The following is a 15,950-nucleotide window of genomic DNA, read 5'->3' on the forward strand; positions in this document are numbered from 1 at the left end:
CATCGGCGCGGCCTCGTCGGGACGGAAGGGCCGAGTGGCCCGCCCCCATCCAGGCATGGTATCGCCCCAAGGCGCGCCCGATCAGGACCGACCGCCATGCCCTCCGCCACCGCCCTCACCGTCCAGCAGGTCTCCCGGCTGATCGGCCTGCCCGAGGGGCCGGTGCTGATCGATCTGCGGGAGCCTGAGGATATCGCCGAGGATCCGCGCCTGCTGCCGGCCTCCCGGCGCCGGGACCATCGGGCCGTGGCCGACTGGGCGCCCGAATTCCGCGGCCAGGACGTGATCCTGGTCTGCCAGAAGGGCCTGAAGCTGAGCGAGGGCGCGGCCGCCTGGCTGCGGCATGAGGGGGCGATGGCGCAGGTGCTGGAGGGCGGCTTCGCCGCCTGGCGCGCCGCCCGCATGCCGCTGCTGGAGCCGGCCGCCATCCCGCCGCGCGATGCCGAGGGCCGCACCGTCTGGGTGACCCGCGCGCGGCCCAAGGTGGACCGCATCGCCTGCCCCTGGCTGATCCGCCGCTTCGTCGATCCCGGCGCGGTGTTCCTCTTCGTCGCCGCCTCCCAGGTGGAGCTGGTGGCGGAGCGCTTCGGCGCCACGCCCTTCGATATCGAGGGCGTCTTCTGGACCCATCGCGGCGATGGCAGCACCTTCGACACGATGCTGGAGGAATTCGGCCTGCGCACGCCGACGCTGGAGCGCCTGGCGATGATCGTGCGCGGCGCGGAGACGGCGCGGCACGACCTCGCCCCGCAATCCGCCGGCCTGCTGGCCGCCTCGCTCGGCCTGTCGCGCCTGCATCGCGACGACCTGGCGCAGCTGGAGGCGGGGCTCGCGCTGTATGACGCCTTCCACCTGTGGTGCCGCGACGCCACCGAGGAAGTGCACACCTGGCCGAACCAGGACTACGCGTGAGCCCGCGCGCACGCGGGAGGCGCTGACCGCGCCGATTGACCGCCGCGGCCGCGGCCTTCTAGTCTTCCGCCGGGGCCACCGCGATCGCCCCATCAGGCAGCCAGCCCAAGCATCGCGTCCAACCGCCCGTTCGGGAGTGGACGTCCATGGCTGCCTACCCTTCGCTGTCACCCGAAAGCCTGTTGGCGCGCCTCGGCCTGCCTGATGCGCCCCTGCTGATCGATGTCCGGCTGGCGGAGGATGCCGCGGCGGATCCACGCGGCCTGCCGACCGCCATGCATCACGACCATCGCGCGATCGCCGCCTGGGCGCCGCGCTTCGAAGGGCGGGAAGTCGTCGTGATCTGCCAGCGCGGCCTGAAGATCTCCGAGGGCGCCGCCGCCTGGCTGCGGCAGGATGGCGCCCGCGCCTGGGTGCTGCAGGGCGGCTTCGAGGCCTGGCGCGCCGCCGGGCTGCCGCTGATCCCCGAGGCGCTGCTGCCGCCACGCGACGCGACGGGCCGGACGATCTGGGTGACCCGCGCCCGGCCGAAGGTGGACCGCATCGCCTGCCCCTGGCTGATCCGCCGCTTCATCGACCGAGAGGCGCGGTTCCTCTTCGTCGCCCCGTCAGAGGTCGCCGCCGTGGCCGAACGATTCGGCGCGACGCCCTTCGATATCGAGGGCGTGTTCTGGAGCCACCGCGGCGCCGACTGCACCTTCGACACCATGATCGCGGAATTCGACCTGGCCACCCCCGCCCTGGCGCGGCTGGCCCTGCTGGTGCGCGGCGCCGATACCGCGCGGCCGGAGCTGGCGCCGGAAGCGGCCGGACTGCTCGCCGCCTCGCTCGGCCTCTCGCGCCTGCATATGGACGACCTGGCGCAGCTCGAGGCCGGGCTCGCCCTCTACGATGCCTTCCACCTCTGGTGCCGGGATGCGATGGCGGAGACACACAACTGGCCCGCCCAAGGACGCGCATGATGGATTCCCGGCCGCCTCAGGATTTTCCCAGCTTCCGCGCGGCACTCGCCGTCTGGTGGCGGATCGGCCTGCTGTCCTTCGGTGGCCCCGCCGCGCAGATCGCGGTGATGCACCGGGAGGTGGTGGAGCAGCGCCGCTGGATCTCGGACGCCCGTTTCCTGCATGCGCTGAACTTCTGCATGCTGCTGCCGGGGCCGGAGGCGCAGCAGCTGGCCACCTATCTCGGCTGGCTGATGCACGGCGTGCGCGGCGGCCTGGCGGCGGGCCTGCTGTTCATCCTGCCGGGTGCGGCGGTGATGCTGGCGCTGTCGGTGCTCTATGTCACGCTGGGCACCGTGCCGCTGGTGGCGGCGCTGTTCTTCGGGCTGAAATGTGCCGTGCTGGTGGTGGTGGTGGAGGCGCTGTTGCGCGTGGCGAAGCGCGCGCTGCATGGCGCCCCGCCCTGGGCGGTGGCGGCGGCCGCTTTCCTGGGACTCTTCGCGCTGGACCTGCCCTTTCCCGTCGTGGTGCTGGCCGCGGCGGCCATCGGCTACGCCTTGCCCCAGGCTTTTGCGGGTGCCGGCCATGGTGCGGCGGCGGAGGGACCACCGGCCATGCTGGATGCCGCCATCGCCGCCGATCCGGACCGCATCCCGCGCCTGGCGCGCAAGGCCCGCACAGCCGGGCTGATCGCACTGGCGCTCTGGGCCTGGCCGGTCGCGCTGCTGCTCGGCACCGTGCCCTGGGGCGACATCGCCTGGTTCTTCTCCAAGCTCGCCGTGGTCACCTTCGGCGGCGCCTATGCGGTGCTCGCCTATGTGGCGCAGGAGGCGGTGGAGCATTACGGCTGGCTCTCGGCGGCCGATATGCTGGCCGGCCTGGGCCTGGCGGAGACCACGCCGGGGCCGCTGATCCTGGTGCTGCAATTCGTGGGCTTCCTGGCGGGTTTCGGCGCCCAGGGACTCTGGGGCGGGGTGCTGGGCGCGGTGCTGGCGCTCTGGGTCACCTTCGCGCCCTGCTTCGCCTGGATCTTTCTGGGTGCCCCCTTCGTCGAGCGGCTGCATGCCCAGCCACGGCTGAAGGCGGCGCTGTCGGGCGTGACCGCGGCGGTGGTGGGCGTGATCGCCAACCTGGCGCTGTGGTTCGGGCTGCGGGTGCTGTTCGCACGCATGGAGACCGTGCCGCTCGGCCCGCTGCGGCTGGACCTGCCGGAGCTCGCCACGCTGAACTGGGATGCGCTGCTGCTGAGCCTGCTGGCGGCGGTCAGCCTTTTCGGCCTGAAGCTCGGCCTGCTGCGCACGCTGGGCGTGACCGCTGCCGCCGGCTTCCTGCTGCGGGCGCTGCTGGGCTGAGGCGGATTCGTTGCCAGGCCGTGCGGAACATGGCCTGATCCCCGCCGAGGCGTCGGGAGGCAGGCCATGGCGATCGTTCCGCAGAACCCGATGGTCCATAACCACCTGGCGCAGCTGGAGGTGCGGGCCGATTTCCTGGCGAGCCGACTGACCGGCGGCCCCCTGCCGCCGGAACTCGGGGAAATCCAGGCGGTGATCCGGGACATCCGCGCCGCCTGCCTCAGCGGCGCGGCGGAGCCCGAGGACCTGCTCTGGAGCCGCATCTACCAGACCGAGCGCCGCCTCGCCCTGCTGGAGCCGGAGGAGACGCTGGTGGCGGAGCTGCGCCGCCGGCTGGACCAGGCGGTGGAACAGCGCGTGCAGAGCGCGCCCCGGCTGCAGGCCTATCTCGATGCCGCCATGCCGCTGGTGGCCGATACCGCGCAGACCCCGCCCGGCCTGAAGCCCGGCGGCGCCACGCGGCTGCGCGCCCTGCTGCTGGCGGTGCTGGAGGAGACGCATTGGACGCTGCAGCGCAAGTTCCATGCGCGGCCGATCCAGAAGAAGGCGGCGCGGCTGGTGGCCTTCCTCGGCATCATCGGCTGCGCCATCTTCCTGCTGCCCTATATCGCCATCTACCTGGCGCCGCGCCCGGAAGCGCCGGGGCGGCTGGCCTTTTCCGGCTGGGCCTGGCTGCCGCTCTATACGGCGGCCAGCACCGGCTTCTTCGGCGCCATGTTCAGCCGCCTGCTGACGCTGCAGGCCAATCGCGCCGCCATGACGCTGGGCGAGCTGAACGATGCGCGCAGCTTCTGGTCCAATGTGCTGCGCGGCGCCGTCGGCACCACGGGCGCCATCATCGTCTATTTCTTCCTGCTCTCGGGCGTGGTGGGGGGCGCGCTGATCCCGAAGTTCGACCTGATGGGCTTCGACCAGTTCAGCCATCCGAAGGAGGCCACGGCGGCGGTCACGCCACTCAGCCTGGTGCTGCCCAATGCCCAGCTGGCGCTGCTGGTGGTCTGGAGCTTCCTGGCCGGCTTTTCCGAAAGGCTGGTCCCGAGCGTGCTGAAATCCTCCGAGGTCGCGATCCGGGAGCCGCCGAAGCCCAACCCCTAACCCACCGCAAGCGTCTCCGCCGCCAGCACGCCCAGCAGGCCCGCCTGCGGCCCGAAGATCGCCAGCGCGCCCTCGGGGTATTCCGCCTGGCTCAGGCCGCGCCCCAGCACCATGCCCAGCGGCACGATATGGCCGACCAGCACATCCACCGCATCGGGCGCGGAGGGGCGGCGCACCCGGTCGCGCAGCCAGGCAATATTGGCCGCGAGCAGCGCCGGATCGGGCGTATAGTCATCCGCCGTCAGCCGCGGCTCCACCACCGCCCGGGCGCCGAAGGCCAGCTCCGCCGTGTCGCGGGCGCGGAAGACGGGGCTGGTCCGCACCTCGCCCAGCCGGATGCCGCGCGCCGCGAAGGACTGGCCGAGGCGGCGGGACTGGGCGCGCCCGGCCTCCGACAGGTTGCGCTGCCCTGCCCGATCCTCCAGCCGGCCGCTATCGGCCTGGCTGCGATCCGTGATGCCATGCCGCAGCACGACCACAAGGCCGCCGGCGCGCAAGGCGGAGACCAGGGCCGCCGCCGCCTCGCCCTGCGCAGTGGCCGCGGAAGCCGGCGCCGCCAGCAGCAGCGACGGCGCCGCCAGGAAGGATCGGCGCCGCATCAGCCGAGGGTAAAGGCCTCATGCACCGCGGTCTTGATTCCACCGCCCACCACGGGACCCCCGCCGGCGACATAGATGAAATCGCCGATGGTGACGGCACCCATGCCGTGGCGCGGCGTGGGCATCGGGGCGTGGTGCTGCCAGGTATCGGTGACCGGGTCGTAGCTCTCCATCTGGCCATGCACGCGGCCGGTCAGCACGCGGTTCTCGAACCAGCCGGACTCGCCGCCCATGGCGAAGAAGCGCCCGCGATAGAGCACCAGCCCGTGGCCGGAGCGCGGCGTCGGCAGGGGCGCGCGCTCCACCCAGGTATCCTGCGCCGGCAGGTACACATGGTGCAGGCCGGTATTGTACTCGAAGGTGTTGAAGCGGCCGCCGATGATGTGGATGACGCCGTCATGCGCCAGCACGCCGGCATGGTCCCGCGCGCCGGGCAGCGCCTTGCGCATCTCCCACTTGTCGGCCTGCGGGTCGTAGACCTCGTGCCAGCCGACCGAGGCGCGCTCCGCCTCCGGCTCGGAGGCGCCGCCGATATGGTGGATCTTGCCGTCCAGCACGGCCAGCGCGCCGGCGCCGCGTGGGCGCGGCATGGGCGCCAGCCTGTCCCAGCGGTCGGCGGCCACGTCATAGGCGAAGGCCAGCGTATCGGCGCCGCGATTCTGGTTGCTGAAGCCGCCGAAGGCATAGACCCGGCCAGCGGTGGCCACGACGCCCACATGATTGGCGCCGCGCGGCAGGCGGGCGGCCTCGCGCCAGCTATCGGTGGCGGGGTCGTAGATGTGGTGCCAGGTATTGTTCACCTGCTGCTCGGCATAGCCGCCGACGACATGCAGCTTGCCTTCCCATTCGGCGGCCCAGGCCATTTCCGTGCGCGGCAGCGGCAGCGGGGCACGGCTGACCCAGCGGCCGGGCGTGCCGGCCGGCGCCGGGCTGTCGACGAAGCGCTGGGCGTATTGCGCGGGGGTCAGCACCACCGGCCCCTGGCCGCGCAGCGGCGCCATGCGGTCCGAGGGGATGGGCAGGCCGTGATGCGGCACGGCCTGTTGCGCGCCTGCCGTCTTGGCGCCCGCCAGGAACGCCGCGGCGCCGCCGAGGATCATCCGCCTGTCCATCCCGCCCATCCGTTTTCCTGCCGAGACGGCAGGCTAGCGCCCCTCCAGATGAAGGAAAAGCCACGTTCTGACGCCATGCGAAGGCGCGTTTGCGGCCATAAAAGAACCCCGGTCCGGTCGGCACGTTGTGGTTACGACGCCCCGGCCGGACTTGGCGCCGGCCGGGCGCGACCCGACATCTGTCACCCGACGAGGAGACCCTCCATGCGCCCACCCCGCGCCCTTCTGCTGGCAGCGCCGATCCTGGCACTGGCCGCCTGCAGCGACCCGAATGACCGCAACCAGCGGGCGCTGGCCGGCGGTGCGCTCGGCGCCGGCGCCGGTGCGCTCATCGGCTCCGTCACCGGCAGTGCCGGCCGAGGCGCGCTGATCGGCGGCGCGCTGGGCGCGGTCGGCGGCGCGCTGACCCCGGCGCCGGAGCCGGAGCGCATTCCGCAGGACCCCTATGTGGCGCAGCAGCGGGACCCCCGCTATGGCGGCTGGTACGACCAGCACGGCAATTGGCACCAGGGCGCCCCGCCGGCCGGCTACCAGCCCAACTACCGCTGAGGCCTCAGGCCACGCCCTCGGGCGGCAGCAGCGCGAAGCAGAGGCCACGGGCCAGCAGGCCCGTGACCAGCGCCTCCAGGATGCCCGCGAAGGGCTCGCGCCGGCTGCGCACGCCCCAATGCATCACCAGCACCTCCCCCGGCCCGATATGGGCCAGGTTGCGGCGCAGCAGGGCGGCATTAGGATGGGCCGCGCTGTCCAGCTCATCCCCCAGGAAGCCGTTGCGGGTCCAGCCCTGGTGGCGCAGGCCGCAGGCCGATGCCATGGCCACGGCATTGCGCGTGACGATGCCGCCCGGCGCGCGCCAGAGGGGCAGCACCCGGGCCTCCGGCGCGAAGCGGCGCAGCGCCCCGATCGGGCGGGCCAGTTCGGCACAGAGCGCCGCCTGGTCCAGCACCACCTCCCCCTGCCCCCGCCGCGACCGGAAGGTGGTCCGCCCCGGGCCGGAGTCATTGGCGAAATACCAGTGGCGCCAGGTGTGGCTGGCGAAGGCATGGCCCTCCGCCGCCCTGGCGCGCCAGAAGGGTGCCCAGCTTTCGGAGAGGCTGGTATCGCCGCGATAGGTGGGCTCGTCGGCGATGAAGAGCGTAGCCGGCACCGCATGGCGGCGCAGGATGGCGGCGATCGCCTCCGCCTCCCGGCTCCAGCCGGTGTCGATGGTGAGGAAGACCTGCCCGCGGCAGCCCTGCGGCAGCTGCGCCAGGGCGGGCGCGGCGAGCGCCGAGAGACCAGCCGCCAGCAGGCCGCGCCGGCCTGCCGTCATCGCGGCTGCTGCAGCGAGGCGGGAAGCACCGGCGGCCGCGGCGGGATAGCGCCCGGCACCAGCCCGGGCGCCGCAGGCGGTGCGGCGGCCGGCCGCCCTGGCAGGGGGGCCGCGAGCGGCCGGCTGCCGGAGGTGGCGCCGGGCTGGCGGCTGGCGAAATCCGCCCCCTGCCCCATCGACTTGTAGAAGATGCCATGCGGCGAGCGACCGACGCGCGCCGTCTCCCAGCGATCCGCCGCCGGGTCGAGGATCGCGACGCTGCGGGACCAGCGCAGCGTCATCCAGACGCGACCCTGCGGGTCGAAGGTCAGGCAATCCGGCCCGCCGGGGATCGCCCAGACGCGGCGCACGGTGAGCGTATCGGGGTCGATTTCCGCCACCCGGCTGTCCACCCGGCTGGTGGCATAGAGCGCGCGGCCCTCCGGCGCCGGAAAGATGGTATGGGCGCCGCGGCCCAGGGTGAAGGCCGGCGCCACCTCCCGCGTCTCCGGGTTCAGCGTGACGAAGTGGCTGCTGCCCATGATGCCCATGACCAGCTGGCCACGATGCCAGATGATGCCGGCGGGCTCCGGCCCCACCGGCTGGATCCAGGCCTGGGTCAGCGTCTCCAGGTCGAAGGCGGCGACCTGGCCATCGCCCTGGATGGTCACATAGGCCATCCGGCTGTCCGGGCTGAAGGCCACATGGCTCGGCTTGTCGCCCGGGCGGAAGCGCTGCAGCACGGCGAGGGTCCGCGCATCCAGCACGTCCACCTGGCCGCGGCGCAGGCTGGCAATTACCAGGAAGCGGCCATCGGGGCTGAATTCCAGGTGGTAGGGGTTCGAGATCGGCGCGCGGCGCAGCACCTGCCCGGTCGCGGGGTCGAGGAAGAAGACCTCGTTGCCGCCGGAATCCGCCACCAGCAATTCGCGACCATCCGGCGTCAGCACCAGGTGGTGCGGCTCGCGCAGCACCTGGATGCGGTTGCGCTCGCTGCGCGTCGCCGCATCCAGCACCGAGATGGTGGCATCGGTCGAATTCAGCACATAGACGAGATCCGCCCGCGCTCCGGCCGGCAGGAGGAGCGCGAGGAACAGGGCAAGGCTACGCCAATGCACAGGAAGGGCCCTTGAGCGGCGGAAGTGCGTGTTTCAGAATCGCTGTCCGGCTGGGAATTGTCCAGGGTCCCGCTTTCCGCCGGGTTAACCCGCCGGCTGGAACACCATCGCAACGCCATTCATGCAGTAGCGTTCCCCGGTGGGCGCCGGGCCGTCCGGGAAGACATGGCCCAGATGTCCGCCGCAATTGGCGCAATGCACTTCCGTCCGCGTCATGAAGAAGCTGCGGTCCGTGGTGGTGGCGATGCCGCCGGGCAGCGGGCGGAAGAAGCTGGGCCAGCCGGTGCCGCTTTCGAACTTCGTCGCATTGTCGAACAGCTCATGCCCGCAGGCGGCGCAGGCGAAGGTGCCGGGGCGCTTCTCCGCCAGCAGCGGGCTGGTGCCGGGACGTTCCGTGCCGTGCTGGCGCAGCACCTTGAAGGCCTCGGGCGAAAGCTCGGCCCGCCACTCGGCCTCCGACTTCTGCACCGGGAAGGTGCCCGCGGGCTTCTCCTTGCTGAACAGGCTCATCTGTCTCTCCTCAGGCCGCCGCGGACTTCAGGCGATGGGCGAAGCTCTTGCGGAACTTCGCGACTTTCGGCGCCACCACCACGCGGCAATAGCCGGACCAGGGGTTGCGGGCGAAGTAGTCCTGGTGCTCGGCCTCGCCGGGCCAGTATTTTTCGAGCGGCACCAGCTCGGTCACCAGCCTGGCTCCCCAGATGCCGGAAGCCTCGACCTCGGCCATCACATCCTTCGCCGTCTGCTGCTGCTCCGGCGAGTGGTACAGGATGATGCTGCGGTATTGCGGGCCGACATCGTTGCCCTGGCGGTCCTTGGTGGTGGGGTCGTGCAGGGTGAAGAACATGCGCAGCAGATCGGCATAGCTCAGCACGGCGGGGTCGAACTCCACCTGCACCACCTCGGCATGGCCGGTCTGCTTGCCACAGACCTGCTCATAGGTCGGGTTGGGCACATGGCCGCCGGCATAGCCGCTCTCCACGCGGGTCACGCCCTGCACATGCCGCAGCGCGCCTTCGATGCACCAGAAGCAGCCGCCGCCGATGGTGGCGGTTTCCGTCGTCATGGTCGGGTCTCTCCTGAATTGGATCGCTATATGGGCGCTCGGCGCCAGCGATTCAGGGGGCACTTCGCCGCGGCAAGGCGCAAGGTTTCGCAGAGGTCGCGCTGGGGGCTTCCAGGGCGTGCCGGGCGCGGGCACCCTGGCCGCATGACGCAGCCATCCCCCCGCCTGACCGACGCCGTGGCCTTCGCCGAGGCGCATGAATCCCCCTTCCCGCGCGACCTGCTGGCGCATCTGGAGGCCGGCCATTTCGACCCGCCGCCGCACAATGCCGTGCTCGGCCCGGTCTTCCCCCGCGGCGCGCCCAATGGGCTGGTGCTGCATCGCGGCCAGCGGGTCGCGCATTGGGGCGACACCCGCCAGGCGGACATGACCTTCAGCGCCGCCAAATCCTATCTCTCCCTGCTCGCCGGCATCGCCCAGGCCGATGGGCTGCTGCCCGACCTGGACGAGCCGGTGCGGGTCCGGGTGCGGGATGGCGGCTTCGAATCCGACCAGAATGCCGAGATCACCTGGCGCCACCTGCTGACCAATACATCCGAATGGGAGGGTGAGCTTTTCGGCAAGTCCGACCGCATCGACCGCGGCCGCGACCTGGCCCGCGAAGGCGCCGGGCCGAAGGGCATGGACCGCCCGCTGCAGCGCCCGGGGACCTATTGGGAATACAACGATGTCCGCGTGAACCGCCTGTCGCTGTCCCTGCTGCACCTGTTCCGCCGCCCGCTGCCAGAGGTTTTCGCCGAGCGAATCCTGGGCCCGATCGGCGGCAGCCGGGACTGGGTCTGGTATCCCTATGACAATGCCTGGGTGGAGATCGAGGGCCGCCGCCTGCCCTCCGTGCCCGGCGGCACGCATTGGGGCGCCGGCATGCGCATCCATGCCGAGGACCAGGCCCGCATCGGCCAGCTGGTGCTGAACAGGGGCGCCTGGGAAGGGCGGCAGGTGGTGCCGGCGGCCTGGATCGAGCAATCCCTCGCCGCCTGCCCGCTGAACCCGAGCTACGGCTTCCTCTGGTGGCTGAACGGCGCCGGGCGCTGGCCGGAGGCGCCGGCCGATTCCGTCTTCGCCATGGGTGCCGGCGGCAATGTCACCTGGATCTGGCCGGCAGGCGAGGTGGTGGCGGTGCTGCGCTGGGTGCATCCCGATGCGGTCGGCCCCTTCTGCGCCAAGGTGGCGGCGGCGCTGGGCTAGGAGATTGCCGGGAGAGGTCTCGACCTCTCCCTGCATCGACATGCTGGTGGGCCCCGGCCCGGACGGCGTGCGTCGCTTCCCGCGGAAGGACGGCACGCCCTACTGAAGGATCAGAAGAAGGCTTCCTTCACGCCGCCCAGCCAGAAGCCGAGCGTCGCCTTGGTCTCGCTGGTCGGCACCGGCTTTTCGAAGACGATCTCCGTGCCGCCGACCAGGGCGCCGGTGCTGTCGGTGATGGGCTCGTTCACCTGGGCGATCAGCGCCTCGGACTCCGCCGTGCCGAGCACGCCGAAATGGCCCAGCGTGCGCGCCAGAACGCCGTATTTCGCGCGCGCCGCGCCATCGGCGATCTTGATGCAGATGCCCAGGCCCCGCTCCGGCACCATGGCCATCACGAAGCCCTCCGCGCCGCCCTTCAGCACGACCCGGCCCTGCGTGGCGGCGAAGATGCGGGAGGTGGCGGAGTCCATCCCCGAGATATGGTCCGGATAGGCGATCATCGCGCCCATCACCCGCTTCGCCGCCGCCCGCCGCGCCGGATTGGCGGAATAGCCCAGGCTCAGCCGCGCCGCCGCCTTGGCCAGGTCGCGCATCGGCAGGGCCAGCGCCGGCAGGCCGCAGCCATCGCGGCCCATCGGCAGCCTGGTCGCGTCGCGGCCGAGATAGTCGGACAGGATGTCGAGGTAGAGTCGCTGCGCCGGATGCGTCGCATCGCCATAGTCCAGCCCGGCACCAAGATGCTTCGCCACCGTCAGGAAGCCGCAATGCTTGCCGGAGCAGTTGTGGAACAGCCGCCGTGCGCCGCCCGCGGCGAAGGCCGCCGCCTGGTCCGCCTCGCGCCGCGGCAGGGCCGGGCCGCAGACCAGCGCGGTCTCGTCCAGGCCGAGCCGGCCGAGCCAGTCGCTGACCAGCGCCGTCTGGAAGGGCTGCGCGTCATGCGAGGCGCAGGCCATGGCGATGTATTCGTCGGACAGGCCATAGGCCTCCGCCGCGCCGCTCTCGACCAGCGCCATCGCCTGGAAGGGTTTGAGCGAGGAGCGCGGGAAGGTCATCAGACCCGCATCGCCCCAGCTGCCGACCAGCCTTCCCTCGAAATCGGCCACCACGACGGTGCCCCGGTGCACGCTCTCCACCACAGGGCCGCGCCAGATGCGCGCGAGCTCGACGAAGTCGGTGCCGTCCCTCATTCTCGTGTCCTCCGCAGACCCGCCTTTGTGAAGCTGCAAGGGCAGTTTCGCAAGCCGGATATGTCAGGCATTCGATACGTTATGTGTCAATCCAGCCTGACGGTCGCTTTTTGCCCCTGGTCGCGGCCATGGACAGCGGAGATGGCCGGCACCAGACACCAGGCGGCGAGGGCCGGAAGGCCGCCGACCTTCCGGAGCATGGCCTCGAGTCCGCGCTCGGTCCGCCATTTCAGGATCGCGAAGCGCAGCCCGCCACCCTTCCGGCCTCCACCTGATTGCGAGTTCTTCTCGTTCGAACATGGTCGAGACCACGCTCCCCGGCTTGACGATCCGGCCATGCTGCGGTGCATCATGACCGGGCCGCCAGCGGAGTTCACGCCACGTCCGAATCCCCAGGCCGCCGCGGCGGCGCCACCGTGCCGCTGCTCGCCACCGTCGCCTTCGCCAATGCGCTGGGCGCCGTGATCTTCTTCCCCCTCGGGCCCTTCCTGGCGCGCGACCTCGGCATCCCGGTCGAGGATGCGGCGCTGACCACCACCTTCTACACCCTGGCCGCGGGGCTTGGCGGGCTGGCGGGCGCGCTGCTGCTCGGCGGCGTCAGCCGGCGCGCGGCGCTGCTGGGCTCGCTCTGCGGCCTCGGCCTGTTTTCGGTGGCCACCTTCCTGGCGCCGAACTTCCCCTTGCTGCTGGCGGCGCGGGCCTGCGCCGGCGCCTGCGCGGGGCCGCTGATGGCGGCGGTTGTGACCAGCATCGCGGAATCGGTGCCGGAGGAGCGGCGCAACCGCGCCGTCAGCAGCGTGACCGGCGCCTATGGCCTGGCGCTGGTGGCGGGGCTGCCGCTGGCGCTGGTGCTGGGCGCCACGGCGGGGGGCTGGCGGGTGCCGATCCTGGCCATCTCGGGCCTCTATCTGCTGCTGCTCTGGCCGGTCTGGTGGCTGCTCGGCCCGCGCCCCGGCCAGCCGCCGCCGCCGCCGCGCCCGCGGGTGACGCTTTCCGGCCTCGCGCGCCTGCTGGGGCGGGGGGAGAGCCTGACCGGGCTGGCGCTGATCGGCGCCGCCTCCTTCGCCACGCTGCTGGTCTCGCCGCATATCGCGGCCTATGCGCTGGGCAATGCGGGCCTCGGCGAGCCGGCGCTGCGGGTGATCTACCTGGTGGGCGGCGCGCTGGCAGTGGCGACAACGCGCGCCACCGGCACGCTGATGGACCGCGTCGGCGTGCTGCCGGCCTCCCTCACCGTAGGCTGCGTGCTGACCGCGGTGCTGGTCGCCGCCTTCGCGCTGAGCGGTCCGGCTTGGCTGGTCACGGGGCTGCTCGGCGCCGTGCTGGCGGTGCAGCTGGCGCGCAGCACCGTGGCCCAGGGCAGCGCCACCCGCGTCGCCCTGCCGGCGGAGCGGATGAGCTACCAATGCCTGGTCGCCGCCACCACCAGCTTCGGCCAGGGGCTGGGGGCCGCGGCCTCCACCCTGGTGGTGCGGGAAAGGCCGGATGGCGGGCTGGACCACATGCCCTGGCTGGTCGGCGCCAGCATCGCGCTGGCCTGGCTGGCGCCGCTGCTGGTGCTGCTGCTGCACCGCCAGCTGGCGCGGCGCGGCGCGGGGTAAGGCTCAGCCGGTGGTGACGTTGGCGGCGCGTACCACCGGGGCCCAGCGGTCGAATTCGGCGCGGACGAAGGCATCGGTCGCCGCCGGGTCCATCCAGATCGGCTCGCTGGCCAAAGCGGTCAGGCGGGCCTTCACCGTCTCGGACTCCAGCGCCTCCCGCATCGCCTGGGCCATGCGGTCGATCACCGGGCGGGGCGTGCCGCGGGGGGCAAAAAGGCCGGTCCAGCTGCGCACCGAATAGCCGGGCAGGCCCTGTTCCGCGATGGTGGGCAGGTCCGGCCGGATCCGCACCCGCTCCTCCGTGCCGACGCCGATGATGCGCACGCGCCCGCCCTCCGCCGGGCCCACCACGGTCGGCAGGTTCATGAAGGCCATGGGGATGGTGCCGGCGATCAGGTCGTTCGCCACCGGGCCGCCGCCGCGATAGGGCACGTGCACCAGCTCGGTATTCGACATCATCCGGAACAGCTCCCCCGCCAGGTGGTTGGAGGAGGCGGTGCCGGAGGAGCCGAAGGACAGGCCGCCGCGCGTGGCGCGGATCTTGGCCAGCAGTTCCTGCACATTGTTCACGCCGAGGCCGGGATGCACCGCCAGCACATTCGGCACGTCCACCATCATGGCGATGCCGGCCAGCGCCTCCCGCACGTCATAGCCCAGGTCGGGCGAGACCAGCGCGTGGAACACATGGTTGGAGGCGGAGGAGACCAGCAGGTTGTAGCCATCCGGCCGGGCGCGGACGATCTGCCCCATGCCGATGGAGCCGCCGCCGCCGGCGCGGTTCTCCACCACCACGGATTGCCCCAGCTTTTCCTGCAACAGCGGCGCCACCAGGCGCGCGACCACGTCATTGGACCCGCCGGGCGCCCAGGGGACGATCAGGGTGATGGGCCGGCTCGGCCAGGCCTCCTGCGCCCGGGCGAGGCCGGGGGCGAGGGCGGGGGCGAGGGCGGGCGCGGCGAGGGCGGCCAGGAGATGGCGGCGCTGCATGGGGATCCTCCGGTTCTTCTTCTCGCGCCAGAATGCCGGGGACCGGGGACGGGCGCCAGGGGCGCGGGATCAGGGCAGCTTGTCGGCCGCCACTTCCGGCGCCGTGGCCTGGTCGCCCCAGAGCGCCTCCTCCGACGCGCCGCGCAGGTTCAGCGCGCGCCGCAGCGCCCGCACAACGGGGGCCACCTGCTTGCCGGCGTCCAGCCTCCAGTAGCGCGTATGCAGGAAGCGCCAGGCGCCGATCGGCACCTGGATATCCAGGATGCCGCGGCCAAGGATCGGCGCCACGGGGCCGGAGATGAAGTCGCCGAAGGCGACCAGGCGGCTCGGGTGGTAGATATTGGTCCAGACCACCGGGGCGAAGACGGCGGCGTGGTGCGGGATGCGCTGGCCGGTTTTCAGCCGATAGGTGAAGCGTATCTCTTCCTCCAGCCAGGGTGGGGCGGTCGGCGCCTGGCGGCGCAGCTTGGCCAGCTTCAGCGCCGCGGCATCCTGCGCCAGCAGGACATCGGCCTTGGATAACGGGCTGCCGCAGGTGACGAAGTCGCTGACCAGCCAGGGCCGGCCGGGGGCCTGGGCCAGGGCCGCGGCATAGGCGCGCTGGGCCTCGCGATAGGCGACGCGCGCGGCGCCGCAATCCGCCTCATCGGCGCGGCGCAGCGCCACCGCCGCCGCCTCCACCGCCTGCATCGCCGCCGTCACCGCCGCATCATGCGCCTCGGCCATGGCCCCGTCACCGATGCGGGCGAAGGCGTGGTTCAGCACGTCATAGCCGATGACGGAGCCCAGGCTGTGGCCGACCACGATGATGCGGTCGTATTTGCCCGAGGCCCGCAGCTTCTCCAGAAGGTCGATCCCCGCCTCCCGGATCCTCTGGCGGGCAGCCACGTTGTTGGGCGTCGGGCTGAGGTAGCGCGCCGCATCGCCCAGCACCGGGCCGCCAAAGCGCGACAGCAAGAACCAGCCCAGGCCGGCCAGTGCAGTGGCCAGGGGCCAGACCCAGTATGGGATGGTGGCTGGCCGCCATCCCGGCTTCAGCCAGGCGAGCAACGCGATCGCGATGGCCAGCAGCCCTGCGACCAACCCGGCCCGCCACATCCCCTTCAGCCGCGGCGGCACGGAGCTGGGCCAGCGCCACAGCAGGCGCTTCAGCCAGCCCAGCACATCCGCCACCGTGTTCCCGGTCAGCAGATGCGCCCAGTAGAATTCGAAGAAATCCACCCGCCGCGCGGCCTCGCCGGTCCATTTGCGGGTGGTGACACGGCGCAGTTCGAAGCTGCCGCTCATCTGGTCCGGCTTGGCGAAGGTCTCGCCCTGCCCATCGCCGGTCAGGTCGCGGTCCGTGGACCAGGCGGTGGTGACGAAGCCCCAGAGGGTCTCCATCGGACGCTGCTCGCCGATGCCGTGGATCATCACCACGGCGGTCTTCGCCTCCTCCGCCATCCCGCGCCCCCGCCCTGCCCCGGCGCAGGATGCGCCGGGACGTCGCGGCAGCGCAATG

General features: G+C 72.0%; 16 protein-coding genes. 7 read left to right on the top strand and 9 right to left on the bottom strand.

What is annotated here, in order from left to right:
* Positions 1–96 precede the first annotated feature (96 nt).
* From ACTIF1_RS04530 to ACTIF1_RS04545, 4 genes are all read left to right on the top strand, one after another.
* Positions 97–912, top strand: coding sequence for a chromate resistance protein ChrB domain-containing protein (locus tag ACTIF1_RS04530; protein ID WP_439595187.1), 816 nt, complete (start codon positions 97–99; stop codon positions 910–912).
* A gap of 146 nt (positions 913–1,058) precedes the next feature.
* Positions 1,059–1,874, top strand: a complete 816-nt coding sequence (locus ACTIF1_RS04535; protein WP_439595188.1) for a chromate resistance protein ChrB domain-containing protein — start codon at positions 1,059–1,061, stop codon at positions 1,872–1,874.
* Complete coding sequence (chrA, locus tag ACTIF1_RS04540; protein ID WP_439595189.1) at positions 1,871–3,205, top strand: chromate efflux transporter; 1,335 nt, start codon at positions 1,871–1,873, stop codon at positions 3,203–3,205. Before ACTIF1_RS04535 ends, chrA begins: the two co-directional genes overlap by 4 nt.
* 66 nt (positions 3,206–3,271) lie before the next feature.
* Entirely contained in the window at positions 3,272–4,300 is a 1,029-nt protein-coding gene (locus ACTIF1_RS04545; RefSeq protein WP_439595190.1) for a hypothetical protein, read from the top strand.
* On the opposite strand, the gene ACTIF1_RS04550 is transcribed toward ACTIF1_RS04545, so the two are convergent.
* Both ACTIF1_RS04550 and ACTIF1_RS04555 read right to left on the bottom strand, forming a co-directional pair.
* Entirely contained in the window at positions 4,297–4,899 is a 603-nt protein-coding gene (locus ACTIF1_RS04550; protein ID WP_439595191.1) for a histidine phosphatase family protein, read from the bottom strand. The two genes, ACTIF1_RS04545 and ACTIF1_RS04550, sit on opposite strands and share 4 nt — an antisense overlap.
* A complete protein-coding gene (locus tag ACTIF1_RS04555) occupies positions 4,899–6,011 on the bottom strand; it encodes a Kelch repeat-containing protein (protein WP_439595192.1) in 1,113 nt (370 codons plus the stop codon). Before ACTIF1_RS04555 ends, ACTIF1_RS04550 begins: the two co-directional genes overlap by 1 nt.
* Before the next feature lie 204 nt (positions 6,012–6,215).
* Here ACTIF1_RS04555 and ACTIF1_RS04560 point away from each other — a divergent pair, with 204 nt between their 5' ends.
* Positions 6,216–6,560, top strand: coding sequence for a YMGG-like glycine zipper-containing protein (locus tag ACTIF1_RS04560; RefSeq protein WP_439595193.1), 345 nt, complete (start codon positions 6,216–6,218; stop codon positions 6,558–6,560).
* Positions 6,561–6,564: 4 nt separating this feature from the next.
* On the opposite strand, the gene ACTIF1_RS04565 is transcribed toward ACTIF1_RS04560, so the two are convergent.
* The 4 genes from ACTIF1_RS04565 to msrA all read right to left on the bottom strand — a co-directional run bounded on the left by ACTIF1_RS04565 (position 6,565) and on the right by msrA (position 9,486).
* Positions 6,565–7,323: a polysaccharide deacetylase family protein gene (locus tag ACTIF1_RS04565; RefSeq protein WP_439595194.1), complete on the bottom strand. Its 759-nt coding sequence runs from the start codon at positions 7,321–7,323 to the stop codon at positions 6,565–6,567.
* Positions 7,320–8,420, bottom strand: a complete 1,101-nt coding sequence (locus ACTIF1_RS04570) for a beta-propeller fold lactonase family protein (RefSeq protein ID WP_439595195.1) — start codon at positions 8,418–8,420, stop codon at positions 7,320–7,322. Before ACTIF1_RS04570 ends, ACTIF1_RS04565 begins: the two co-directional genes overlap by 4 nt.
* A gap of 84 nt (positions 8,421–8,504) precedes the next feature.
* Positions 8,505–8,930 carry a peptide-methionine (R)-S-oxide reductase MsrB gene (msrB, locus tag ACTIF1_RS04575; protein WP_439595196.1) on the bottom strand — a complete coding sequence of 142 codons (426 nt, stop codon included), beginning with the start codon at positions 8,928–8,930 and terminating at the stop codon, positions 8,505–8,507.
* A gap of 10 nt (positions 8,931–8,940) precedes the next feature.
* Positions 8,941–9,486, bottom strand: coding sequence for a peptide-methionine (S)-S-oxide reductase MsrA (gene msrA / locus ACTIF1_RS04580; protein ID WP_439595197.1), 546 nt, complete (start codon positions 9,484–9,486; stop codon positions 8,941–8,943).
* 144 nt (positions 9,487–9,630) lie between these two features.
* Here msrA and ACTIF1_RS04585 point away from each other — a divergent pair, with 144 nt between their 5' ends.
* Positions 9,631–10,674 carry a serine hydrolase domain-containing protein gene (locus ACTIF1_RS04585; RefSeq protein ID WP_439595198.1) on the top strand — a complete coding sequence of 348 codons (1,044 nt, stop codon included), beginning with the start codon at positions 9,631–9,633 and terminating at the stop codon, positions 10,672–10,674.
* A 110-nt stretch (positions 10,675–10,784) separates the two neighbouring features.
* Here the strand turns inward: ACTIF1_RS04585 and ACTIF1_RS04590 are convergent, their stop codons facing one another.
* Positions 10,785–11,861, bottom strand: coding sequence for an asparaginase (locus tag ACTIF1_RS04590; RefSeq protein WP_439595199.1), 1,077 nt, complete (start codon positions 11,859–11,861; stop codon positions 10,785–10,787).
* A 416-nt stretch (positions 11,862–12,277) separates the two neighbouring features.
* On the opposite strand from ACTIF1_RS04590, the gene ACTIF1_RS04595 reads away from it, so the two are divergent.
* Complete coding sequence (locus ACTIF1_RS04595) at positions 12,278–13,462, top strand: MFS transporter (RefSeq protein WP_439595200.1); 1,185 nt, start codon at positions 12,278–12,280, stop codon at positions 13,460–13,462.
* Positions 13,463–13,465: 3 nt separating this feature from the next.
* Here the strand turns inward: ACTIF1_RS04595 and ACTIF1_RS04600 are convergent, their stop codons facing one another.
* The gene (locus ACTIF1_RS04600; RefSeq protein WP_439595201.1) at positions 13,466–14,449 is read right to left on the bottom strand and encodes a Bug family tripartite tricarboxylate transporter substrate binding protein; all 984 of its coding nucleotides are present in this window, start codon (positions 14,447–14,449) and stop codon (positions 13,466–13,468) included.
* A 69-nt stretch (positions 14,450–14,518) separates the two neighbouring features.
* Positions 14,519–15,892: a hypothetical protein gene (locus ACTIF1_RS04605; RefSeq protein WP_439595202.1), complete on the bottom strand. Its 1,374-nt coding sequence runs from the start codon at positions 15,890–15,892 to the stop codon at positions 14,519–14,521.
* Positions 15,893–15,950: the final 58 nt, after the last annotated feature.

The sequence above is a fragment of the Falsiroseomonas sp. genome (genome assembly GCF_051860665.1).
GTDB lineage: Bacteria > Pseudomonadota > Alphaproteobacteria > Acetobacterales > Acetobacteraceae > Falsiroseomonas.